The following is a 23808-nucleotide window of genomic DNA, read 5'->3' on the forward strand; positions in this document are numbered from 1 at the left end:
ATGAAAATTATTGTTTCTGGTGGTGGCACTGGCGGGCATATTTACCCTGCGTTGGCCCTTATTGAAGCGCTAAAAGTAAAAGATCCAACGGCTGAATTTTTATATGTTGGGACTGAAAAAGGACTTGAGAGCCGAATCGTTCCAGATAATGGAATTCCATTTAAAACAATTAAAATTCAAGGATTTAAAAGATCGTTATCAGTAGAAAATATTAAGACAGTCCAACTATTTTTAAAAAGTGTGAAAGACGCAAAGAAAATGATTAAAGAATTTAAACCAGACATTGTTATTGGAACAGGCGGTTACGTATGTGGTGCAGTGGTTTATGCTGCTGCTCGATTACATATTCCAACTATTGTTCATGAACAAAATAGTGTTGCAGGTGTAACAAATAAATTTTTGAGCCACTTTGTTGATAAAGTAGCTATTTCTTTTGAATCAGTTGCAGATCAATTTCCTAAGAAAAAAGTTGTTTTCACAGGGAATCCCCGCGCACAACAGGTTGTAAATGAAACAGAAATTGAAGCATTATCGCAATATGGATTATTAGATGATGTACCAACGATGTTAGTTTTTGGTGGTTCAAGAGGAGCTGCGAAAATTAATCAAGCAATGGTTGAAGCAATTCCTGAATTAAATAAAAAACCATATCAAATTTTATTTGTTACAGGTAACGTTCACTACGATAAAATTATGAATGATTTAAACGGGATAGAATTAAATAAAAATATTGTGATAAAACCATATTTAAATAATATGCCTAATTTATTAAGCCATATTTCTGTCATTTTAGGACGTGCTGGTGCAACAAGTATAGCAGAAATAACTGCACTTGGATTACCATCTATTTTGGTGCCTAGCCCTTATGTTACAAATAATCATCAAGTAAAAAATGCAATGAGTCTAGTTGATAATAATGCAGCTAAGCTTATTACTGAGGATAAGTTAACGGGATCAAAATTGGTCATGGTTTCAGATGAAATGATGCTCAATACTGATGTGAGAAGACAGATGGCTAATAATTCACGTAAAATGGGTGTGCCCAATGCTGCAGATAATCTAATTAAGGTTATGGAAGATTTAATCAAAATTAAAGAATAAGTTAGGAGGCCAAATAAGATGTCAAAAAATAAATTCTTAAAAAGAAAAAAAGCTGAATTGACACCTTGGGAGGCCTTACAAGAGAAAAAAAAGAAGAAAAATAAACGATTCGATTTTTTTGGAAACCCCAAAACAATTAGTGACCGATTACCAAAATTAAAAAAATATCAACATCATGCCCTAAAACAAAAATTAATTATTATAATTGGTTCGTTTCTGATTATTGGTTTAATTGCACTATATTTTATTTCACCATTAAGTAAAATACAAAATATTAGTATTTCAGGTGAAAAAACAGTTTCAAAAGTACAAGTAGAAAATGCTAGTAATTTACACATTAATGATCCATTATCCCACGCGTTTTTTAGAAAAAAAGCTATTTTAAAGGATATAAAAAAAGAATTGCCACAGGTGAAGTCACTAACTGTTAGCCATAATAAATGGAATGGTGTTAAACTTTCTATTAATGAATATGATCTTGCAGGATATATTTATAAAAATAAAACATACTATCAATTATTTTTGAATGGGACAATTGGAAGTAAGAAATTTGACCAACCAGTGGGGAATTATCCTACGTATTCTAAGTTTAATCAAACAAATATATTGCAAAAAATGGTTAAACAATATAAAAAAATTCCGATGAAAATCAGAAATGGAATATCAGAAATCGATTATCAACCATCCAAAGTGAATAATCAGCGAATATATATATACATGAATGACAGAAATAAAATTATTGCTAATATTGATAATTTTGCCGATAAAATGGCTTTCTATCCAAGTATCTCATCTAAAATGAAGAAAAAAGGTGTCGTTGATTTAGAAGTGGGTGCATATTCTTATCCATATAATAAGAAAAGTTAACAAAGTTGGTATGGCCTATGGGATATCCTTTCTAAATCAGGTCTTAATGTGGTAAAATATGAGTACTATATCTTATAAAAAATAATATTAAAAGCAAGCTGTAAGGAGGTTCTTTTTCAGATGGGTAACGCAGGTATATATGTGGGGTTAGATATCGGTACGACATCAATTAAAGTTATCGTTTCTGAATACGTTAATGGTCAATTGAACGTAATTGGTATTGGTAATGAACGCTCACAAGGTTTGAATAGGGGAATTGTAGTCGATATTGATAAGGCTGTAATTTCAGTACAAAAAGCTATTAAACAAGCTGAAGAAAAAGCAAATATTCAGATTCACGAAGTACATGTTGGTATTCCTGCTAATTTATTACAAATTATTCCTTGTAACGGCATGATTGCCGTTTCAGATGAATCAAAAGAAATTACAAATGAAGATGTTGTGAATGTTGCGAGTGCAGCATTAGTTCAAAATTTACCACCAGAAAGAGATATCATTGATATTATTGCTGATGAATTTGTAGTTGATGGATTTGATGGCATTAAGGATCCTCGTGGTATGATTGGTGTGAGATTAGAAATGCATGGATCAGTTTATACTGGCCCAAAAACAATTATTCATAATTTAAAAAAATGTGTTGAAAATGCTGGGCTAACTATCAGAGAAACAATCGTGAACCCATTAGCACTTGCATCAGTTGCGATGTCAGATGGCGAAAGAGACTTTGGTACTGTACTTATTGATCTCGGTGGTGGTCAAACGACTGCTTCAGTGATTCATGATCATAAGTTGAAATTTACATACGTGGACCAAGAGGGTGGCGATTTTGTCACGAAAGATATCTCAGTGGTTCTTAATACATCTGTTGAAAATGCTGAAAAATTGAAACGCAATTATGGATTTGCTAATTCTGAGTTAGCATCAGAAGATGATGTTTTCCCAGTTGATGTTGTTGGACAAAGTGAGCCAATCAATATCTCTGAAAAATATTTAGCAGAGATTATTGAAGCAAGAATCTCTCAAATCTTAGATAAAATAAAAAGTTCATTAGATGCTATCAAGGCGTTAGAATTACCAGGTGGCGTTATCTTAACTGGTGGTCTTGCAGCTTTACCAGGAATTACAGAATTAGCATCAGAAATTTTGCAAGTTCAAGTTAAAACCTACGTCCCTGATCAAATGGGATTACGCTATCCTTCATTTGCACAAGCCTTAGGATTGATTAATTATGCAGTCGAGCAAGATGAAGTCACATTATTAGTGAAAAGTGCAATGGGACTTGATATTGATCAATTAAGTTATAGTATTGTTGAACCAGACAACGAAAAACCTAAGAAGCAAGAAGTAAAAAACAAAGTTAAAAAAACTAGAAAACCAAAAACATCAGGGGATCCATTAAAATCAGTTAAAAACTTTTTTAATGAATTTTTCGATTAAATAGGAGGAAGTAAGTAATGGAATTTTCTTTGGACTCAAGTGAAGATAAAGGCGCAGTAATAAAAGTAATTGGTGTCGGTGGCGCTGGTGGTAATGCTGTTAATCGTATGATTGATGAAAATGTTTCAGGTGTTGAGTTTATTGCATTAAATACTGATGTTCAGGCATTGGAAAGCTCAAAGGCAGAAATTAAAATTCAATTGGGTCCTAAATTGACTCGTGGATTAGGTGCTGGTGCAACTCCAGATATTGGTAGTAAAGCTGCACAAGAAAGTGAAGAAGCAATTATCGAAGCTATTGATGGCGCTGATATGATTTTCGTTACTGCTGGAATGGGTGGTGGAACAGGAACAGGAGCTGCTCCTGTTGTAGCTAAAATCGCTAAAGATCAAGGCATTTTAACAGTCGGAATTGTAACACGTCCATTTACATTTGAAGGACCTAAACGTAGCCGTTTTGCTGCTGAAGGAATAGCTAATCTGAGAGATCAAGTTGATACGTTAGTTGTTATTGCTAATAACCGTTTACTTGAAATCATTGACAAGAAGACACCGATGCTTGAAGCATTCCAAGAAACAGATAATGTTTTACGTCAAGGTGTTCAAGGTATTTCTGAATTAATTACATCACCCGGTTTAATTAATTTAGATTTTGCTGATGTTAAAACAGTGATGGCTGATCAAGGAACTGCATTAATGGGAATTGGATCTGCTACTGGTGAAAATAGAACTGCTGAAGCAACAAAAAAAGCAATTTCTTCGCCATTACTCGAAGTTTCAATTGATGGTGCAAAACAAGTTCTACTTAATATCACCGGTGGTGCTGATATGAGTCTTTTCGAAGCGCAAGAAGCTTCTGAAATTATTTCACAAGCTGCAACTGATGAAATTAATATTATTTTTGGAACGTCAATTAATGAAGACCTAGGTGATGAAATCGTCGTAACAGTTATTGCAACTGGTATTGATGATGTTAAAGAAGAAAAAAAAGCCACAGTTCGTACACGAACATTACCAAGAACTGATGCACCTAAAGCAACATTAGCTGAAAAGCAAGAAGATCGTTTTGACGATTGGGATATTATGCACCCATCAAGTCAACCTGAAGAAAAAAAATCAACAGAATTTGAAAATGTTGAAAAACCAAATTTTGATGTCTTTAAGAATGATATCAAAACTGATGATTTAGCAACAAATAATGATGATAGTTTAAGTACACCACCGTTTTTCAGAAAACGACGTAAAGATTAATTAAATGAATCAATGGGGAGGTTACGGATATTATGGCTTTTGAAAAAATTGGTCGTTTTTTTGGGTTAGCTGAAGAAGATGATTTTGAAAATGATGATTACCAAACCGAAGAGTCTATGCGGACTTCGTCATTGAATCAAAGTAATAAAGTCGTTTCGATAAATGGTAAATATAGTCAACCACAAAAAATTAATTTATTTGAACCTAGAATTTATTCTGATGTTAAGGATATTGCAACGCATTTAATGCAAAATCAAGCAATCGTCGTAAATTTTCAAAAAATGGATGAAGTTCAATCTAAACGGATTGTTGATTTCTTGTCCGGAACAATTTTTGCTATTAACGGAACAATTCAAAGAATTGGCGATAATATTTTTCTTTGTACACCAAACTCATTTACTGTTGAAGGAAATATGGCAGATAATATTTTTGAAAAATTCGAATAAAAGAAAAATCGAGGTATACAAATGATTGAGTTTATTACATTTCTAGCTAAAGTGATTACGTGGGCTTTTGATGCTTATGAGCTAGCAATTATCATTTACGTTTTAATGTCATGGTTTCCAGGCGCTTATAATACGCCGGTTGGCCATTTCTTAAGTAAAATTTGTCAACCATACCTTGCATTTTTTGACCGTTTTATCCCGGCAATTGGGGGTATTAGTTTTTCACCAATTATTGCGATAATCGCGCTAAGCTTCATCCAAAATGGGGTTATGGGACTTCTGACTACTTTGATTCGTCTTTATGTTGGAGGCTAATGATATATGAATGATACAATTTACCAACATTTCAGGTCCGACGAAAAAGAAATTATTGATACATTGTCAGATTATATCGAGCAAGCTAAATCAGAGTACAGGGCAGTTCTAACTCATTTTTTAAATCCTAGAGAGGCACATATTGCGACCTATCTATTAGGCCAAAATGACGAAATTAGTTTAAAATTATTTGGTGGCACGAAAGAAGCTGAACGAAAAAGATTACTTTTTTATCCAGCGTATTTCGATGTTCAAGATAGTGATTTTGATTTACAACTTATTGAAATTAAGTATCCAATAAAATTTGCTACCTTAAAACATGGACAAATTTTGGGAACTTTGGCTAATGCGGGATTAGATAGAGAAGTACTTGGTGATATTTTAACAGATGGTCAGCAATGGCAGGTTGTTGTTGAAAAAAAGATGGCTAATTATTTGATTAGTCAAGTTGATCGTATTGGTAAAATTAAGGTATCACTTGAAGAGATTCCTTTTTCACAAACGGTGAGTGTCACAGATGAGTGGCAATCGCAAAATGAATTAGTTTCATCGTTACGAATCGATTCAGTCATATCAGCTGTTTATAATATGTCTCGACAAAACGCCAAAAATTTAGTTAATTCTGAAAAAGTTAGTTTAAATTGGCAAGTTATTAATAAGCCTGATTATGAATTAGCAGAGTTTGATGTTTTGTCAATTCGTGGTTTTGGACGAATCAAGTTAGATTTTATTGCAGGTATGACTAGAAAAGATAAATATAAATTAGAGTTATCAATATTAAAAAAATAAATTTTGAAGGACGTGCAAAATGACTTTAAGTCCATTAGATATTCATAATAAAGAATTTAACGTAAAATTACGAGGCTATGATCAAGACCAGGTTAATGATTTTCTAGATAAAATTATTAAAGATTATGAAATAACGTTAAAAGAAAATGAAAATTTAACTGAAGAAGTTAAAACTAGTAATGAAAAGTTAGAATACTTTAATGATTTAAAAGATTCTTTAAATCAATCAATTATTGTTGCTCAAGAAGCTGCTGATCGCGTTAAGGTTAATGCTAAGCGTGAATCTGAAATTATTAATAAAGAATCACAAAAGCAAGGTCATGATATTATTGATGAAGCGAATGAAAAAGCTAAACATATTATTGATATGGCTTCAGAAAAAGCTAAAAAATTAGCTGTTGAGACTGATGACTTGAAGAAACAAGCACGTATTTTCCGTCAACGTTTAAAAGTTATGATGGAATCACAATTAGAAGTTGTTAAAAGTTCTGATTGGGACGAAATTTTAAAACAAGGCGAGACAAGCACATATTCTGAAATTCAAGACGTTTTAAAACGTGAAGAAGACAAAGAAAAACGTGAAGCCAAAGAAATAAAAGAATCAGTTAATAATAATGACGATATTGTTGTTACAGAAATTATTGCTGAATCAGATGCAAATGAAGATTCTGAGCAAAATGATCAAGATACAATGGTCATTTTCCCAGATAATAAATAAATTTGAGAATAACAATTATATGATACATTTTTAGCGAGTCGATGATAGTGGAAGGTCGATAATAAGTATTATATAATTTATCATCTCAACGATTTCATTAAACTGAAATGATCAAGTAAGTTTAATCGGCTTCATCTCCGTTATCACGATGATTGAGTGAAATTTAACGTTATATAATGTTAAGTTTCTAAATTTGGGTGGTAACACGAAGACTTCGTCCCTTGTAACGGAGTCTTTTTGTGTATAATGAAATAAAATAACTTTTAAAAGGAGTTTATAATATGAAAATGAAAGAAACCTTAAACTTAGGTAAGACAGAATTTCCAATGCGTGGAAATTTACCAGTTAAAGAAGCAGAGCGTGAAGATGCATGGAGACAAAACGGTGTTTATGAACTAAGACAAAAGTTAAATGAAAAGAAACCAAGTTTCATTTTACATGATGGACCTCCATACGCTAATGGTAATATCCATATGGGACATGCTTTAAATAAGATTACGAAGGATATTATCGTTCGTTCAAAATCAATGATGGGCTTCAGATCACCTTTTGTTCCTGGCTGGGATACTCATGGCCTTCCTATTGAACAACAATTGGTTAAACAAGGTGTTGATCGTAAAACCATGTCAAAAGCTGATTTTCGTGAATTATGTGAAAAATATGCTTTGGAGCAAGTTAATTTGCAACGCGAAGATTTTAAACGTTTAGGCGTTGCAGCTGAATGGGATAGCCCATACATGACTTTACAACCTGAATTTGAAGCTGAAGAAATCAGAATGTTTGGTGAAATGGCTGAAAAAGGTTACATCTATAAAGGTAAAAAACCAATTTATTGGTCACCATCGTCTGAATCAGCATTAGCTGAAGCAGAGATTGAATACCACGATATTAAATCACCATCAATGTATATTACATTTGATGTAGTTGATGGGAAAGATATTTTAGATACAGATACAAAAATGATTATCTGGACAACAACACCATGGACAATTCCAGCTAATTATGGTGTCGCTGTACATCCTGATTATAAATATATCCAAATTAATGCTGATGGGAAAAAATATGTTGTCGCTGAAGAACGTTTAAATATTTTAAAAGAAGAATTTGATTGGGAAAATGTTGAAGTATTAAAAGAATTTTCTGGTCGCGATATGGAATATATGACAGTGCAACATCCATTATATGATCGTACATCATTAGTTATTCTAGGTTACCATGTTACTTTAGATTCTGGTACAGGACTTGTTCATACTGCTCCAGGACATGGTGAAGATGATTTTATTGCTGGACAAAAGTATAAATTACCCGTTGTATCTGTTTTAGATGAAAAAGGTGTCATGAATGAAGATGCGCCTGGATTTGAAGGGATATTTTATGATAAAGCTAATCCATTAGTAACTGATGAATTGAAAGAGAATGGTCATTTACTTAAACTTTCATTCTTTACGCATAGTTATCCACATGATTGGCGTACAAAAAAACCTGTTGTTTTCCGTGCAACGGCACAATGGTTTGCATCAGTAGAGATGTTCCGCGATGATATATTAAAAGAAATTGAAAAAGTTGATTTTAAAAACGAATGGGGTAAGGTTCGTCTTTACAATATGATTAGAGATCGTGGCGATTGGGTGATTTCACGTCAACGTGCTTGGGGCGTTCCATTACCTATCTTCTATGCAGAAGATGGGACACCTATCATTACACCAGAAACAATTGAACATGTTGCTCAATTGTTTGAAAAAAATGGATCAAATATTTGGTTCAAAAATGATGCTAAAGCACTACTTCCTGAAGGATTTACAAGTGAACATAGTCCTAATGGTGAATTTACAAAAGAAGAAGATATCATGGATGTTTGGTTTGATTCAGGTTCTTCACATCGTGGAGTGCTAGGTAAACGTGATAATTTAACGTATCCTGCAGATCTATATATGGAAGGTTCAGATCAATATCGTGGATGGTTTAATTCAAGTGTTATTACATCCGTTGCAACTAATGGAATTGCACCATACAAACAGTTGATGTCACAAGGATTTGTACTTGATGATAAAGGACATAAGATGAGTAAATCGCTTGGGAATATCATTTTACCAAGTAAAGTTATTAAACAATCAGGAGCTGAGATTATCCGATTATGGACAGCATCAGCAGATACATCTTCTGATATCGCTGTTTCAATGGATATTTTAAAACAAGTCTCTGAAACATATCGTAAGATTAGAAATACATTTAAATTTATTTTGGCTAATACAACTGACTTTGATCCAAATGAAAATGCAATTGCATTTGATGAATTGGCATCAGCAGATAAGTATATGTTAATTAAATTAAATACATTTTCAAAAGAGGTTTTGGATGATTATGCTGAATATGATTTCTTAGCAATTTACAAAAAAGTGATTACATTTATTTCAAATGACTTATCAGCATTCTATTTAGATATTGCAAAAGATATCGTTTATATTGAAGCTGAAGATAGTTTTGAAAGACGCTCAATGCAAACTGTTCTATACCAGATTGTAACAACAATGGCTAAGTTATTAACACCTATCTTGCCACATACAACTGAAGAAGTTTGGGACTATTTGAAAGAACCAGAAGAATATGTTCAATTAAGTGAAATGCCAGAAGTTGCCCATTTTGATGGTGAAATTAAAATTGTTGAAAATTGGCAAGCATTCATGAAAATTCGTTCATATGTCTTAAAGGCTTTGGAAGATGCGCGTGATGCAAAATTAATTGGGAAATCATTTGAAGCAAAAGTTATTTTATATGTGAATGATTCTGATAAAGAATTACTTAACGTACTTGATACGGATATCCGTCAACAATTGATTGTTTCTGATTTAGAAATTTTATCTATTGATGATGTTCCAGAAGATGCAACTAATTTTGATAACTTAGCTGTTAAAGTTGAAGTAGCTAACGGTGAAGTTTGTCAAAGATGTCGTATGGTTAAGACTGATGTTGGGGAGGATACTGCGTTACCAACGCTCTGTCATCGTTGTGCAACGATTGTTGAACAAGGTTATCCAGAGGCAGTTACAGAAGGTTTTGAAAATTAAATATTTCAAAAAAGGAATAACGTAGAGTTATTCCTTTTTTTGAGTCAAATTGATTACAATCCTAAAAATATAGCGTAATATGTAAGGTATACAATTATAGTGAGAGCAGGTGTTCAATGTGGAATTAGTAAAAGTACATGGATCAGAAAACGATTTTTTTCTTTTAGATCAAACTAAATTAGAGACAGCATTATCAGATGAAAAATTAAAGAATTTAGCAATTCAAATGTGTGATCGAGAATCTGGATTACACGGTGGCTCAGATGGCATTTTAGTCGTTGATAAATCAAGTCATAATGGTGTTCTAGGTCAAATGAGAGTCATCAATGCTGATGGTACAGAGGCTAGTATGTGTGGAAACGGTTTAAGAACTGTTGGGCGCTATTTAGAAACTAAATTTGGACAAACAGAATTTAAAGTTGAGACAATGCATGCTGATTTAGATGTTAAGAAAGCACCAAATCTTCAGGCAGGCGTTGCAGCTTACAATGTCGAAATTTCACCTGTTAGTTTTGAGTCACAAACGTTACCAATGTTTTTACAAAGACAAACATTGGTAGATGAAATTATTCCTGAATTTTCACAAACGTTAAAGTTTTCAGCTGTCTCGGTACCAAATCCGCATTTAATTACTTTTGTTGATCATACAACGTTACAAGGACCGGAACTTGAAAGAATTGCAACTTATTTAAACGGTGAAAATCCGTATTTTCCAGATGGTGTTAACGTTAGTTTTGTTGAAAAATTAGATAATAAATCAATTTTTGTTAGAACTTATGAACGCGGAGTTGGGTTTACTAATGCGTGTGGAACAGCAATGTCTGCTTCAAGTTTAATGTTTGTTCTGTTAAGTGAAGGTAAAGTGCCATTTGGAACTGAAATTAATGTAAAAAATCCTGGTGGTATGGTTAAAACTGTTGTGCATCAAGATGAGAGTGGCAATTACTGGATGTCTCTAATTGGTAATGCAACTAATGTTGCGAATATAACAATTGAGTTAGCTGATGCTCTGAATGGTGATTTTTCTAAGGCCAAATGGATATCAACTAATGAACAGGATGCTTATTTAAAGTTTATATTAAGTATTATGTAATTTTATGGGGGTAAAAGACATAAATGACTGTCTTTTATCCTTTTTTTAATTTAAAATAAAGGGAAACGCTTGAGGAAATTTAATGAAAAAATGGATCATTGGAATTTGTTTAATGCTGATAATAATTGGCTTTGTTATTTTTGGCATTAGTTATTATTTATTTGAATATGCGGAGACACCAACCAATAAGGAATTTATTAATTCAGAACCTAAAAGTGCTGAGTTAAAGAAAGAATACACTTGGTTAAAACAAGTTAAAAAATTAAATTGGCAGATCAAATCTGAAGATAATTTAAAGCTTAAAGCAATTTATGTTCCTGCAGAAAGTAAAACTAATAAAACAATATTTGTTGCTCATGGATTTATGGGAAAGAAAGAAGAAATGGTCCGCTTTATTCATTTTTATCATGACAAAGGCTATAATGTTCTTGCACCAGATGCAAGAGCACATGGCCAAAGTCAAGGTGATTATATTGGTTATGGTTGGTTAGAGAGAAAAGATAATTTACAGTGGCTTGATAAAGTAATTAAATATAAAGGTACAGATTCAAAAATTACTCTATTCGGTGTTAGTATGGGTGGCGCAACGGTTATGATGTTGAGTGGAGAGAAAAAATTGCCTTCACAAGTTAAGGCAATTATTGAAGACTGTGGCTATACAAGTGTGGCTGATGAGTTAACTTATCAGTTGAAACAGATGTATAAGTTACCTAAAATCCCTATTATCCCTATTGCTAGTCTGATATCAAAAGTTAAAGCAGGTTACTCATTTTATGAAGCAAGTTCAATTAAGCAATTAAATCATAATAAGTTACCTGTGTTATTTATTCATGGTAGTGACGATAAATTTGTTCCGACTGAGATGATTTATCAAAATTATGCTGCGACAAGAGGACCTAAAGAAATTTTCATTGCACATGGTGCTAAACATGCTACGTCATTTACAAAAGATAAAGTTGAGTATGAAAAGAAAGTAACTCATTTTTTAAAACAATATTTTAACTAGGAAAAGTAAAATAACGAGGTTAATTAAATGAATTTAGAAGAAAAAGTTTTATCAGAAGAATTAATATTCAAAGGACATGTTATAGAAGTTGTTAATGAGACGGTTAAACTACCAAATGGTGAACAATCAAATAGAGAAATCGTACATCATCATGGTGCTGTAGGTATATTAGCAATAACGGATGAAGAAAAAATTGTTCTAGTTAACCAGTGGAGAGCACCTATTAGGAAGACATCATTAGAAATTCCGGCCGGTAAAATTGATGGCGATGATCATAATTTAATCGAGACTGCAACACGTGAACTGAATGAAGAAACACGCTATGAAGCTAAACATTTAGCTGAAATATATGGGTTTCATTCAGCATTAGGATTTGCGGACGAATATTTAACGCTATTCTATGCGACTGGATTAGAAAATGTAGATAACGAGTTACCTCAGGATATTGATGAATTTTTAAATGTAGTCGAATTGACGTTTAATGAGGTTCAAGCTAAAATTAAATCTGGTGAAATAACTGATGTTAAAACTATTTTAGCGGTTAATCATTGGGAAATTGAACGATTAAAAGGTGAATTACATGGATGATGAAAAAAAGTTATCGAGAAGTGAATATCAGAGATTACAAGAATTAAAGAATGATCCTGAATTTCGACAAAAAGAACGTCAACGAGTTGAAAAGGAATACCAAGATGAACATCCAACAAGAAGCTCATCTTCAGAACAACCAGAAAAAACAAATAAAAAAAGTAAATTAAACCAATTTTTGAATTGGACAATTGTATTTTTAGTTATTGCAATTGTAATTGTATTTTTAGCTTTATTCTTATTACCTTAGATATTAATAAAAAATGGAGGGTAACAACATGATTTACGGTATTTTATGTGCAATGGAGGAAGAAATTCTTTCGCTTAGAAGTCATCTAGAGAATAGAAAAGACAAAGAAATTGGCGGGATTTCATTTTATACAGGCCAAATTAATGGAAAAGAAGTTGTTTTGGTTAGATCTGGTATTGGTAAGGTACAAGCAGGGATGACAACAGCCCTTTTAATTGCAGAATTTGGAGTAACAGCCGTTATTAATTCTGGTTCAGCTGGTGGTATTGGTAATGGACTTAAAATTGGAGATGTGGTCTTAGCCACAGAAGTTGCCTATCATGATGTTGATGCAACAGCTTTTGGATATGAAATTGGTCAATTACCCCAACAACCAACTAAATACTTGGCAGATACAAATTTAAACGATGCAATTAAAAAAGCGGCTCAAGAAAATGATTTAAGTATAAAACCAGGACTAATTGTATCTGGTGATCAATTTATAGCAAGTCAAGCTCAGACAGATGTCATACTTAATCATTTTCCTGATGCTCTTTGTAGTGAAATGGAAAGTGCCGCAGTTGGTCAGGCAGCACACCAATTTGGTATTCCATTCACTATTGTTAGAGCGATGTCAGATGTTGGCGATGAAGAAGCTGGACAAACATTTGATGATTTTATTATTGAAGCTGGTCAAAAATCAGCACGAATGATTCTATCATTATTAAGCTAAATTAAAAGGAGATAAACTAAATTAATGTCAGGAATATACTTAGATAACGCAGCAACCACACCAATGGCAAATGAAGTCGTTGAAGTGATGACAGATATGATGAAGAGCACCTTCGGGAATGCCTCAAGTACACATCAATTTGGACGTTCAGCACGAATGGTGCTTGATGATAGTCGACAAATTATTGCAAATAGTATTCATGCAAAAGAATCAGAAATCATCTTTACAAGTGGTGGTACTGAGAGTGATAATATGGCTATTATGCAAACAGCTATTCAGAGAAAAACATTAGGTAAGCATTTAATCACAACAGCAGTAGAGCACCAGGCTATTTTAAAAACAATGAAATATTTAGAATCAATTGGATTTGAAGTTACTTATTTACCAGTTAATGAAGATGGTGTTATCAATATAGTCGATTTTAAAGAGGCTTTAAGAGATGATACAATTCTTGTTTCAATCATGATGGGTAACAATGAGACGGGAAGTCATATGCCAATTCATGAAGTTGGTGAGATTTTAAAGGATCATCAAGCTTGGTTCCATACGGATGCTGTTCAAGCTTATGGACTACTGGATATAGATGTTAATGAGGATCATATAGATATGTTATCAACATCAGCCCATAAATTGAATGGGCCTAAATTTTTAGGCTTTCTCTATAGAAGAGAATCTATATTTTTCCCTCCCTTTATTAAAGGTGGGGAGCAAGAAGACAAGAGACGAGCAGGGACAGAAAACATACCAGCAATTGCAGGTTTTGCTAAAGCTGTTTCTTTAATCTCAGATGATGAAAAACAAGTACGACAATTAAAGTATCAAGGCTTCAAAAAGCAAATTATAGCGGGATTAGATGATAACCATATTGATTTTGAAATTAATGGGACACTCTCAGATGATAACTTACAACATGTCTTTAATATTTGGATAAAAGGTATTCAAACTGAAGTATTACAGACCCGGTTAGATTTGGCAGGTATTGCTGTTTCTGGTGGCTCTGCATGTACTGCTGGTAATCTCGAACCTTCACATGTATTAATGGCTATGTACGGTGAAAAGAGTCCGAGAGTCACAGAATCTATTCGATTGAGTTTTGGAAAAGATAATACAGCTGAAGAGATAGATACTTTTATAGTACAATTAGTTAGAATAGTTGGTAGATTGAAAAAATAGGGGGAATTTAATAATGGCATTTGAAAAAAGTATTCAACTTTTAGGAGATACAGTAACTTATGAATTGAGTTCTGATGTAAAAAAATATACGTTAAGAGATTTAGGATTTGCAGAAACTAAAGCAGGTAATTTTCAATTGGAGAGATCTTTAGATCCTAATTCACCTTTCAATAAGGGCATTAAAGTTAAAGTTATCGTTGATAAGTCATTAACTGGATTTAAAATGTCAACGACGACTGCTAATGGACTTAAAGCAGTTAATATATTTCATGGTGAAGATAAAAAAGCTGAAACTGAACAATTTGATTATGTGATTGGTCAATTAATTGATAGGGATGTTTTGAAAAAGGTATTGTCAAAATGACAATACCTTTTTTATTATTATTAATAGTATTTTATAAGGGTATATTAACTATGAAGTATTATAAGGATGTTTTTGTATGTACGTTTTTAGATTGAAAAGGTATAATAAAGCGTATTCACTATATTCAATAGGAGATGAAATAATGGATTTATATTTGATGAAAGCAGAATCATTATATAAAATATTGATTAAAAAATTTGAAGTATCTTTTGAAGGGTCTAAGGTAGAATTCTCGTTAGATGATTTGTATAGTTTGGGATTGAAATTAAGAAGTAAGAAGTTAATTTCAGATATTGATTTTGAAAAACTTAGAATAGTTGCAATTACTCATGACATAAATAAGTTAGAAGAAATACACCAATATTTTGATGTATTTAAGAAAGATAAAAATATAACAGAATCTGCTCTGGCACAGATGTTAAAAAAATTATCATTTGAAGCAAAAGATTCTGTAATTGATGCAAGTGATTTTAGTGCTTTTAATGAATATATGCACGTAGAACGAGAAATACAACATAGGTTAGAGAAGATAATTCTTAATAAAATACAGAGAGAAAAAAGTTCTTTAACTTTTATTGTAGGAAATGTAGGAGATGGAAAATCGCATCTATTATCTTACATGAATAATCAATATTTTGATATTTTTAAAAAAAATAAAGTATATATACATAATGATGCAACGGAAAGCATTAATCCTAATTTATCATCTATTGATTCGTTAATGGATATTCTCACAAAGAATAAGAATGAAATTGAAGGTTATAAACATGTTATTATTGCTATTAATTTAGGGGTAGTTAAGAGATTACTTCATAAAATAAAGTCAGATTCGACATTAAGTGAAATTACAATTGCATTGAGTAATATAGAAAAAAATAATCAGGAAAATATAGAAGATAAAAAAGTATCAGTGATTTCATTTTTTAATAATGCAAACTTTGAAATTGATGAGACGGGTGTGAACAGCTTATATTATGATCAAATTTTTAAAAAAATATGTTTAAAAGAAGAAAATAATCCATTTTATAATGCTTACAGAAATGATTTAGAAAATGGCTATGATAAAGTTGAACATATTAATTATGAGCTGTTCTTAAATAAGAAAGTCCAAGAAGCAATTAAATATTTATTGATAAGAATTCAAGTTTCTAATGGTATAATCATCTCCACTCGAGATGTATTGAACTTTATTCACGATATTATTATACCAGCAAAGGAAATTAAAAGTAATTACACATCATATTTACCTTATTTATTATTTGAAAGCCAAAATAAGTCTGAGATATTAAAAGCTATTTATTTTCTTGATCCATCACGAAATTCAAATAAAAAAATTGATGAATTTAATGTTGAGGTATACAACTATGATGATGAGTATGTTGATAAAATTGAAGATAAAATTGAAGATAATGAAAGAGCAATTCAAAAAGTTATAGAATCTGTTGGTAAATTAGATACGGATAGACATAAAATTCGAGTTAACACATTTCTTAGAGTTCAATTTTTATTAGATTATCAAAATGAGTTATTTGATAATGAAAATTATTTTTCTTTTCTAAGTATTCTTTCAAAAAATGTAAGACAAATTAAAGAGTTGGCAAAATTGATACAAAGCAATGTATTACGGTGGAACGGTCAAACTGTAAAAGGATTCGCGTTTATAAATAATTTGAGTTTAAAAACTAGAGTTGCAGTGCCATTAAGATTAAACTATGTAGATTTTGAAATTAACAAGTTTGAAATTAATATGTGTTTTAAAGATACAAGTAATGAAGCTGAATATTTTGTTAAAATAGATTTTGAAGATTATGTGCTATTGACAAAAATTCATAATGGATATGTTATTTCTAATATTGAACGGTCAGAGGCAATGAATTTTAACAATTTTGTATTTAACATATTACTGAATACTAATAACAATGAAACTGTTATTGTTGGTAATATAAATGATGGATATCTATATAAAATAGAGAATAATGGGATTGATTATGAAGTATCAGAGGTGAAAATATAATGTCTATTGAATTAGAAAATTTAAAAAAACATTTGGAAATGGATAAAGGAAAGATAAAAAATAATCATCATAAATCAGGACAATTATTACCGTTTATGACCCGTGAGCCAGAGAGAGCAAAATTTGAAAATGGATTTGCACCAATTATAGGTAATTTAGCAAGGATTAGCATTAACAAAGGTGAGATATCAAAGGATACTAAATCCTTTGATAAGGATATAAGTGATGATTTTGATTTATCTAAAATAGGTAATAAAGATAAATTTTTAAAATTATTTTCTAATTCGGCACTTGATGAAATTTATATTCCCAAGTTGCTGGCGTATAAAAAGTCGAACGAAAAAAAAAGTTCAAGTGGAGAATTAAAGATTGCAGCATTTTTAAATTATACACTTGAGCTAGAGAAAAATAATATGTGGATTGAATTTATAAATAAAAAAGATGAGCACAATCTTTATGAAAAAATTATTATAGAAAATTTACATGAACTAACTAATAATAATATAAAAAAAGAAAAATTTGTTTCAATTGGTGACCAAAGTATATTCTTAGATTATTTTAATCATGATTTGAACAATTTTATGAAAAATACAACATTTTTTATGAAAAATATTGATACATTTTTTAGCTACTATTATTTTTTCATAATTAGTCAAATAATAATGAATATTGGAACCTTCGATGAGTTTAATAAAAAAAATATTTTTTTTGCACTTGATACGGAAAAAATATCAGGTTCAAGACCAACAAATGATAGAGGTTATGCTCAAGTTAAAGAAAACGCAACTGATTTGTTAGTTAACGTTGATTTATTAGATTATTTAAATTTATTAGTTCCTAGTGAAAAATTTTATAGTTTATTTCAGTTAACAGATATAAATTTTGAATATTCAATAGAACTTAGAAATAATTTAAGTGAATTTTTAAATGAGTTTTTGGAGGATGATATAAGCATGTCATCTGAAAATAATATAAAGGATAATATAAAACTTTTAAAATTAAAATTAACAAAAAATTTATCCGACGAAACTAAATCTAGATTTTCTAAATCTTTTGAAGCAATAGCAGTAAAATATTTTGTAAAAAGACGTGGTAGACTTGGAAATGTTTTAAACATGACTGATGATACTGTATTGGTGATTACAGCGGGTATAGTTGGTTCAGAAAAAATGCTTGTTAAAGATGTTATTACCGAAATGAGTAATAGAGGAATTTCATTAGATAATATTTCTAAAAGAAAATTAGTAGAAACATATGAAAAAATGAATATTCTTGAAAAATTAAGCGATAGCGGGGATGCACAATATGTCAAACCAATATTATAAATTTTTAATCGAACGGTTATTTAAATGGTTTAAAACCCAAAATATTAGTGCTGGTAGCAGGTATTATTTGAATTTAGATCAAAATAATGAAGTTGTTAGATTCTATAATGCATTTGAAATGAATGATATTATTTCTACTGAAGATTTTGTAATTGATCAAAAGGACGTGCAGTTCCATGGTAAAGTGGTAAATATAAATGGTGTTAACATATTATTTGTTGCAGCAACAGATAAAATGAACTCAGATTTTTTAGTAACACTTAGAAATAGGGTTAGTTTACAATCTGACATATGGAGAAATACGGCACTTTTTATCGTGTGTACTGAAATTCTTGACAGTATATCGGGTGGAGCCATGAATGTTAGTCACGGAAATGGGCCTTTTTCTGTTGATAAAATTAAACACGATTTAAAAAGTGAAATAGAAAAGTCCGGGTTATCGGACGCTAACCAAGTAGTATTAGAAGAGTTTAAAAAGAATATAATTTTGGAAGATTCAATGAACTTAACATTATTAGATTTTGCCAGTATTTTTTCAATTTTAGAAAAATCAGAGATTACTCCGGATGACTATAAAAATATGGGTTATTTTTATGATACACAAATACAAACGTATGATGCTGATAATATTAAAAAAAGATTAAGAGAAAATAAGCAAGATTTTCAAAAGATTGGTGGTTGGCAAGAATATAATACTGTTGAAGATAAAATAGTTAACTACACGCAAGCAGATTTAGAATCAATGAGTATGTTGAAAGAAAAGGATATTTGGATGGATGTCGATTTTTCAAAAATAAAAAGAGGAAAAGAAAAATTAAAAGAATTAAGAAAAGATACAATTATTTATCAATCAGATAAAATAAATAAAGTTAATCCTGATTTAATTATATATGACCGAAGTAGAGAAAATGGTGAAAATAAAAATTCTGTTAAGTACAAAAACAGATTTATTTTAATATTTAAAAATAATATTAATCATGAAAATAATCAATTGATAATAAAACTTCCTTTTGATGATTCTGTGAAGGCATCAAGAATTAATAAAAGTAAGAGCCATATAATTGATGGGAAATCTGCTGAATTTACTGCAGATGGTAATAATTTAAAAATTATTGTAAACGACTTCAATGTGATGGATATATATGGAATTAAGACCTCATATGAACATTCAAAGGCACAGAAATATACATTTCAAATAATTTATTTACCATTTTCTCAAGACATATTTAATAATATATTATCGAGTTATCGTGTAAAAATAACTAAATCTAAGATGGAGATTCAGTTAGAATACGAAAAAAATTATATAATTGGTGGTACAGATTTTATTGATGAGGTTGATTATGATCAGATTAAATATAATGTAATTCCTATTTCAGATGAAGTGGGTGTAAATATTAATTTTGAAAATATTGATTCAGATGAAAGTGAGAATGAATTTAAGCTAGTTAATGAAGGCATTGAAATACCATTTTCAATTTTAGATAATAGTCAGAAGCCGGTTCCCAGAAGTGGTTTGTTTATAGAAAAAAATAGGCGTAAGGCTAATGAAAGTTTAATTTTTGATGGGGCTAAAATAATTAATGGTACAGAAAAATATTATGTCTTTAGTGAAAATAAGAAGTTGTTGAATTATGAAGTAGATATTATTAAACAACAAATATTGTATGCAAAAATAGATGATTCAATTGTCACTAGTATTGAAGTTCAGATACCTGAACAAATAAGAATAGACTATATTCTTATTTGTAAGCTATTAAAAGAAAGAAATACTATTTTAAGTTTAAGTTATTTTGATCAAGAATTATTGAAAGCTCTTAATAAATATTGTGATGATTTTGATGAAGTAATTAATCAAATCTCCGAAGAAAGACTTACATTGGAATTAAAAGATTTATATAAAATGGGTACAGTAGAAATCGATGGGGAAATAGCTTATACACCTTTACATCCAGTATTGATTAAATATCAACTAGAGTTATTAAAAAGGACAGAATTTCAATCTATACCTGAAAATTTTATTCGAACGTTAAATCCAAGTGGATTAGTTCCATATATATCAAAAAATGGGGGACTATTAAAATCAAATTTTGATGATAGTTCGCCTAGATGGTTATTCTTTAATGAATTTAAAAAATCAAAAATATCAGCGATTTCTAGAAATATTATTACTTCTAGAATGTTAGATTTTTATAAGCATTTTCATTATCTTTTTGAAGTAAGTTCTGATTATGCATTAAATGCTTCAATGCATAATATTAACGATGATAAAACAATATTAAAGAGTACGATTGATTTTATGTTAAAACAGCTTCAAAATACTAAACAAGGGTTTAAATTAGAAAATATGCATCCTGTTAATTTATATATAAATAACGATAAAAAAATTCTTAATCCAATATATGACCAATTTAATCAAATTATAACGGCAGCTGATTTTGAAAATTTATTTTCTGAAAAATTTATGGGAGATAAAATTAATGATTATGCTAATGAAGACGTAATTAAAGTATTAAAATCGCGGATTAATATTTATCATAATTTTGTTAGACAACCATATAGTCATGTTTCATTTTATAAGATGGATGTCGAGAGTAATGCCAATAGTTTTAAATCAGATAAGCTGGAAATGAATTATACTTTAGGCGGTCTAATAAGTGGTAAAAAATATAGTCTTGATAAAAAAATGTTTATACAAGGATTCGGTGTAAATATGGATTCAAAATATTTACATCGGCCATTGATCAAATTTATGTATGATTGGAATGCATTTAGTGTAGCCAACAATGCGGAAACAAATGTTTATCAAGCAGGAATTACGAATGTAAATAACATTCCAAGTTTTGAAAGTGAAGATGGTCATTTTGATGATATATTAACGAATATTATGGAAAATAGTAATTGGGTAACGTTATTGGATCCAGATATCAGTTTGGATTATTTTTCGGAACGTAATGATTTATATATTATTCATTATACAGATCAAAGTAACACTTCAAATTATGAGTCAATAACTTTTACAAACCAAATTGAACAATATAGTTTAATTATCAATGATAAGATAGAAAGATATGACAAAACTATAATTAAAAATAAAGAAACAAGTTTAAATATTATTAAATCATTTAACATTATTAATGGAGAATGGCTTCTAAAAATTATCGGAGATAAAACGAATCACAATATAGTGAGGGAAAAGTTAAGTATTATTTCGGCGTATAAAGAATTAATGGGTATTTTAGAAACTGAGAATATTATTTGGGTGCCCATATCGCTAGAAGAGATATTAAGAGTTTCTGGAATGGTTGGCATGAGCCAAAAAGAAGGATTATTTACAGCAAAAAATCTAGGAATGACAGGAGCTACAAGTGATGATCTGTTATTCATGGGTGTTGAAGTAGGAGAAAATTTAAAAATTCATTTGTTTCCTGTCGAAGTTAAAGTTGGACAGAACCATTCGGATGTTATATCTAAGGCAACGTTGCAGGCGGTTAATACGGCAGAAACAATAAATGAGGCGCTGAGGGATGAAAATAAATTTAAATCCGAATATTACCGTAATTTTTTTATGACAATATATTTAGCTAATCTAAAAAAAATGTTTAATAACAAGTTAATAAATGCAGAACTATATAAAAAAATTCAAGATAATGATGATAAGTTATTGAATAATGATTTTATAATTTCAAATGAATTAAACGAATATTATGGCAAGGCTTTCATTGTTTCATTTGGTGATAGAAATGATAGTCGGAGAATTCTTAGAAAGGAATTAGGCGGTAAGAATATAACTGAAATTAAACTTCCTGAGGGTGACGCATACATTTATGCAAGTAAGGGATTAAATGAAATCATCTCAGAAATTAAAAGTGGAAAATTGGGATTTCCGGAAGAAAGCCTTTTAAAAAATATTTTGCATGATGATAGTTATCAAGAAACTATCGATACTGATAAAGGAAAAAATATTATTATAAACAAAGAATTAGATACAGAGTCAGCTTATGAATATTGTGAAAATAAGGATAAAAAAAATTTTGAAGATAACAACGAAATTAAATCTATAAATAGTATAAATGAAAGTCAAAGTCAATATTCGAATATAAATGAACTTTCTGATTTTGAAATAGAATATCCTGAAAATACATTTTCTGAAAAAACTAGAATTAAATTAGGCGTTAAAAAAGGTAGTGTTGATGAAGCTTATTGGGAGTATGGAAATCCAGGGCTTTCAAATAGGCACATGATTATTACGGGTAAGTCTGGGCAGGGGAAGACTTACTTTGTTCAAACATTACTGTATGAGTTGGCTAATAAAAATATTAATAGTTTGGTAGTTGATTATACTGATGGATTTTTGGAAAATCAATTGGATAAAAATTTTGTTAGCAAAATGAGACATGATAATAAAATTCAATTTCACTTAGTTAAAGCGGGGGATAAATTACCTATAAATCCATTTAATCTTCAAGAAATAGATTATGGTGGTGGAACCTTTATTACTGAAGATGTAAATGATATGGCAGACCGAGTATCTCAAATGTTAGATAACGTTTTTGAGTTAGGCACTCAGCAAAGGTATTCATTGAAAACTGCAATAAGTGATGGTTATGCAAGAAACGGTAAATCATTTACCTTTTTACATTTAAAAAATATATTAAGTGACGAAGATGAATTCAAGGATGGGTTAAAAATAGTAGGTAGACTAGATATGTTATTGAGTTCAAATCCTTTCACTTATACTAAAGATTCCAAAAACTGGGAGTCATATTTAAATAAAGATGGAACTATTCATATTTTTCAATTAAAAGGATTTCAACATGATATACAAAAAGTTATTACTGAATTTGTACTTTGGGATTTGTTTAATTATCTTCAAAGTATTGGAAATACAGAAGAAAATCCAATTCCAGTGGTACTTGATGAAATACAAAATTTAAATTTTAAAGATAACTCTCCAACTGTTAAAATTTTAAAAGAAGGAAGAAAATTCGGTTGGTCAGGAATTTTTGCAACTCAATCTATATCAGCTATTAAGGGTGATATCAGTAGTGTCTATAATGCATCTGAGCAAGTTAATTTTTTACCATTGGAAGACCAAGTTAAACTTATTGCGAACACGCTATCTTTAGATAAAGACAGTAATCAACAATATCAATATCTTTTATCTAATTTACAAAAAGGCGAAAGTATTATTAAAGGGCCTATGCTTAATGGTACCAATCAAGTGGTATCACGAATAGAATCTATTAAAATAAGTGGATTTGATGATCGTATAAACTAAGTAAAGTAAATTAT

Annotated in this window: 19 protein-coding genes; all 19 read left to right on the forward strand. The window is 30.4% G+C overall.

The features are described from left to right. Positions 1-1101 carry an undecaprenyldiphospho-muramoylpentapeptide beta-N-acetylglucosaminyltransferase gene (gene murG, locus AC1RPJ_RS05585; RefSeq protein ID WP_409022370.1) on the forward strand — a complete coding sequence of 367 codons (1101 nt, stop codon included), beginning with the start codon at positions 1-3 and terminating at the stop codon, positions 1099-1101. An 18-nt stretch (positions 1102-1119) separates the two neighbouring features. Next, positions 1120-1968: a cell division protein FtsQ/DivIB gene (locus tag AC1RPJ_RS05590; RefSeq protein WP_409022371.1), complete on the forward strand. Its 849-nt coding sequence runs from the start codon at positions 1120-1122 to the stop codon at positions 1966-1968. A gap of 120 nt (positions 1969-2088) precedes the next feature. Beyond that, positions 2089-3405, forward strand: a complete 1317-nt coding sequence (gene ftsA, locus AC1RPJ_RS05595; RefSeq protein ID WP_481761681.1) for a cell division protein FtsA — start codon at positions 2089-2091, stop codon at positions 3403-3405. Positions 3406-3422: 17 nt separating this feature from the next. After that, positions 3423-4655: a cell division protein FtsZ gene (gene ftsZ / locus AC1RPJ_RS05600; RefSeq protein WP_481761682.1), complete on the forward strand. Its 1233-nt coding sequence runs from the start codon at positions 3423-3425 to the stop codon at positions 4653-4655. Between the two features lie 32 nt (positions 4656-4687). Next, positions 4688-5101 (forward strand): cell division protein SepF, encoded by a 414-nt coding sequence (locus tag AC1RPJ_RS05605; RefSeq protein ID WP_481761683.1) that lies wholly within the window; start codon positions 4688-4690, stop codon positions 5099-5101. A 21-nt stretch (positions 5102-5122) separates the two neighbouring features. After that, a complete protein-coding gene (locus AC1RPJ_RS05610) occupies positions 5123-5416 on the forward strand; it encodes a YggT family protein (RefSeq protein WP_409022375.1) in 294 nt (97 codons plus the stop codon). Positions 5417-5422: 6 nt separating this feature from the next. Continuing rightward, a complete protein-coding gene (locus AC1RPJ_RS05615; protein ID WP_481761684.1) occupies positions 5423-6205 on the forward strand; it encodes a YlmH family RNA-binding protein in 783 nt (260 codons plus the stop codon). Between the two features lie 19 nt (positions 6206-6224). Further along, positions 6225-6923, forward strand: a complete 699-nt coding sequence (locus tag AC1RPJ_RS05620; protein ID WP_409022377.1) for a DivIVA domain-containing protein — start codon at positions 6225-6227, stop codon at positions 6921-6923. A gap of 281 nt (positions 6924-7204) precedes the next feature. Continuing rightward, positions 7205-9988 (forward strand): isoleucine--tRNA ligase, encoded by a 2784-nt coding sequence (gene ileS, locus AC1RPJ_RS05625; protein WP_481761685.1) that lies wholly within the window; start codon positions 7205-7207, stop codon positions 9986-9988. Between the two features lie 118 nt (positions 9989-10106). After that, the gene (gene dapF / locus AC1RPJ_RS05630; RefSeq protein WP_481761686.1) at positions 10107-11081 is read left to right on the forward strand and encodes a diaminopimelate epimerase; all 975 of its coding nucleotides are present in this window, start codon (positions 10107-10109) and stop codon (positions 11079-11081) included. Between the two features lie 82 nt (positions 11082-11163). Then, positions 11164-12087: an alpha/beta hydrolase gene (locus AC1RPJ_RS05635; RefSeq protein WP_481761687.1), complete on the forward strand. Its 924-nt coding sequence runs from the start codon at positions 11164-11166 to the stop codon at positions 12085-12087. Between the two features lie 27 nt (positions 12088-12114). Next, on the forward strand, positions 12115-12675 hold the full coding sequence (locus tag AC1RPJ_RS05640; RefSeq protein WP_481761688.1) for an NUDIX domain-containing protein: 561 nt from the start codon (positions 12115-12117) through the stop codon (positions 12673-12675). After that, positions 12668-12925 carry a DUF1328 domain-containing protein gene (locus tag AC1RPJ_RS05645; RefSeq protein WP_481761689.1) on the forward strand — a complete coding sequence of 86 codons (258 nt, stop codon included), beginning with the start codon at positions 12668-12670 and terminating at the stop codon, positions 12923-12925. The genes AC1RPJ_RS05640 and AC1RPJ_RS05645 overlap by 8 nt, the downstream gene beginning before the upstream one ends. Positions 12926-12953: 28 nt before the next feature. Further along, positions 12954-13637, forward strand: a complete 684-nt coding sequence (locus AC1RPJ_RS05650; protein ID WP_481761690.1) for a 5'-methylthioadenosine/adenosylhomocysteine nucleosidase — start codon at positions 12954-12956, stop codon at positions 13635-13637. Between the two features lie 24 nt (positions 13638-13661). Next, the gene (locus tag AC1RPJ_RS05655) at positions 13662-14810 is read left to right on the forward strand and encodes a cysteine desulfurase family protein (protein WP_481761691.1); all 1149 of its coding nucleotides are present in this window, start codon (positions 13662-13664) and stop codon (positions 14808-14810) included. 13 nt (positions 14811-14823) lie between these two features. After that, positions 14824-15174, forward strand: coding sequence for a DUF1831 domain-containing protein (locus tag AC1RPJ_RS05660; protein WP_481761692.1), 351 nt, complete (start codon positions 14824-14826; stop codon positions 15172-15174). Between the two features lie 142 nt (positions 15175-15316). Beyond that, the gene (gene dptF, locus AC1RPJ_RS05665; protein WP_481761693.1) at positions 15317-17188 is read left to right on the forward strand and encodes a DNA phosphorothioation-dependent restriction protein DptF; all 1872 of its coding nucleotides are present in this window, start codon (positions 15317-15319) and stop codon (positions 17186-17188) included. Next, positions 17188-18513: a DNA phosphorothioation-dependent restriction protein DptG gene (gene dptG / locus AC1RPJ_RS05670; protein WP_481761694.1), complete on the forward strand. Its 1326-nt coding sequence runs from the start codon at positions 17188-17190 to the stop codon at positions 18511-18513. The genes dptF and dptG overlap by 1 nt, the downstream gene beginning before the upstream one ends. Continuing rightward, complete coding sequence (locus tag AC1RPJ_RS05675) at positions 18494-23794, forward strand: helicase HerA domain-containing protein (protein ID WP_481761695.1); 5301 nt, start codon at positions 18494-18496, stop codon at positions 23792-23794. Before dptG ends, AC1RPJ_RS05675 begins: the two co-directional genes overlap by 20 nt. Positions 23795-23808 lie beyond the last annotated feature (14 nt).

The sequence above is a fragment of the Dellaglioa sp. CoH-57-MRSF-17 genome, assembly GCF_056782015.1.

Excerpts from the sequence above, each read along its gene's own strand:
- murG (WP_409022370.1), top strand. The coding sequence starts at position 1 with ATGAAAATTATTGTTTCTGGTGGTGGCACTGGCGGGCATATTTACCCT.
- ftsA (WP_481761681.1), top strand. The coding sequence starts at position 2,089 with ATGGGTAACGCAGGTATATATGTGGGGTTAGATATCGGTACGACATCA.
- AC1RPJ_RS05645 (WP_481761689.1), top strand. The coding sequence starts at position 12,668 with ATGGATGATGAAAAAAAGTTATCGAGAAGTGAATATCAGAGATTACAA.
- ftsZ (WP_481761682.1), top strand. The coding sequence starts at position 3,423 with ATGGAATTTTCTTTGGACTCAAGTGAAGATAAAGGCGCAGTAATAAAA.
- AC1RPJ_RS05610 (WP_409022375.1), top strand. The coding sequence starts at position 5,123 with ATGATTGAGTTTATTACATTTCTAGCTAAAGTGATTACGTGGGCTTTT.
- AC1RPJ_RS05620 (WP_409022377.1), top strand. The coding sequence starts at position 6,225 with ATGACTTTAAGTCCATTAGATATTCATAATAAAGAATTTAACGTAAAA.
- dptF (WP_481761693.1), top strand. The coding sequence starts at position 15,317 with ATGGATTTATATTTGATGAAAGCAGAATCATTATATAAAATATTGATT.
- dptG (WP_481761694.1), top strand. The coding sequence starts at position 17,188 with ATGTCTATTGAATTAGAAAATTTAAAAAAACATTTGGAAATGGATAAA.
- AC1RPJ_RS05635 (WP_481761687.1), top strand. The coding sequence starts at position 11,164 with ATGAAAAAATGGATCATTGGAATTTGTTTAATGCTGATAATAATTGGC.
- AC1RPJ_RS05660 (WP_481761692.1), top strand. The coding sequence starts at position 14,824 with ATGGCATTTGAAAAAAGTATTCAACTTTTAGGAGATACAGTAACTTAT.
- AC1RPJ_RS05650 (WP_481761690.1), top strand. The coding sequence starts at position 12,954 with ATGATTTACGGTATTTTATGTGCAATGGAGGAAGAAATTCTTTCGCTT.
- AC1RPJ_RS05675 (WP_481761695.1), top strand. The coding sequence starts at position 18,494 with ATGTCAAACCAATATTATAAATTTTTAATCGAACGGTTATTTAAATGG.
- AC1RPJ_RS05640 (WP_481761688.1), top strand. The coding sequence starts at position 12,115 with ATGAATTTAGAAGAAAAAGTTTTATCAGAAGAATTAATATTCAAAGGA.
- ileS (WP_481761685.1), top strand. The coding sequence starts at position 7,205 with ATGAAAATGAAAGAAACCTTAAACTTAGGTAAGACAGAATTTCCAATG.
- AC1RPJ_RS05615 (WP_481761684.1), top strand. The coding sequence starts at position 5,423 with ATGAATGATACAATTTACCAACATTTCAGGTCCGACGAAAAAGAAATT.
- AC1RPJ_RS05605 (WP_481761683.1), top strand. The coding sequence starts at position 4,688 with ATGGCTTTTGAAAAAATTGGTCGTTTTTTTGGGTTAGCTGAAGAAGAT.
- AC1RPJ_RS05590 (WP_409022371.1), top strand. The coding sequence starts at position 1,120 with ATGTCAAAAAATAAATTCTTAAAAAGAAAAAAAGCTGAATTGACACCT.
- AC1RPJ_RS05655 (WP_481761691.1), top strand. The coding sequence starts at position 13,662 with ATGTCAGGAATATACTTAGATAACGCAGCAACCACACCAATGGCAAAT.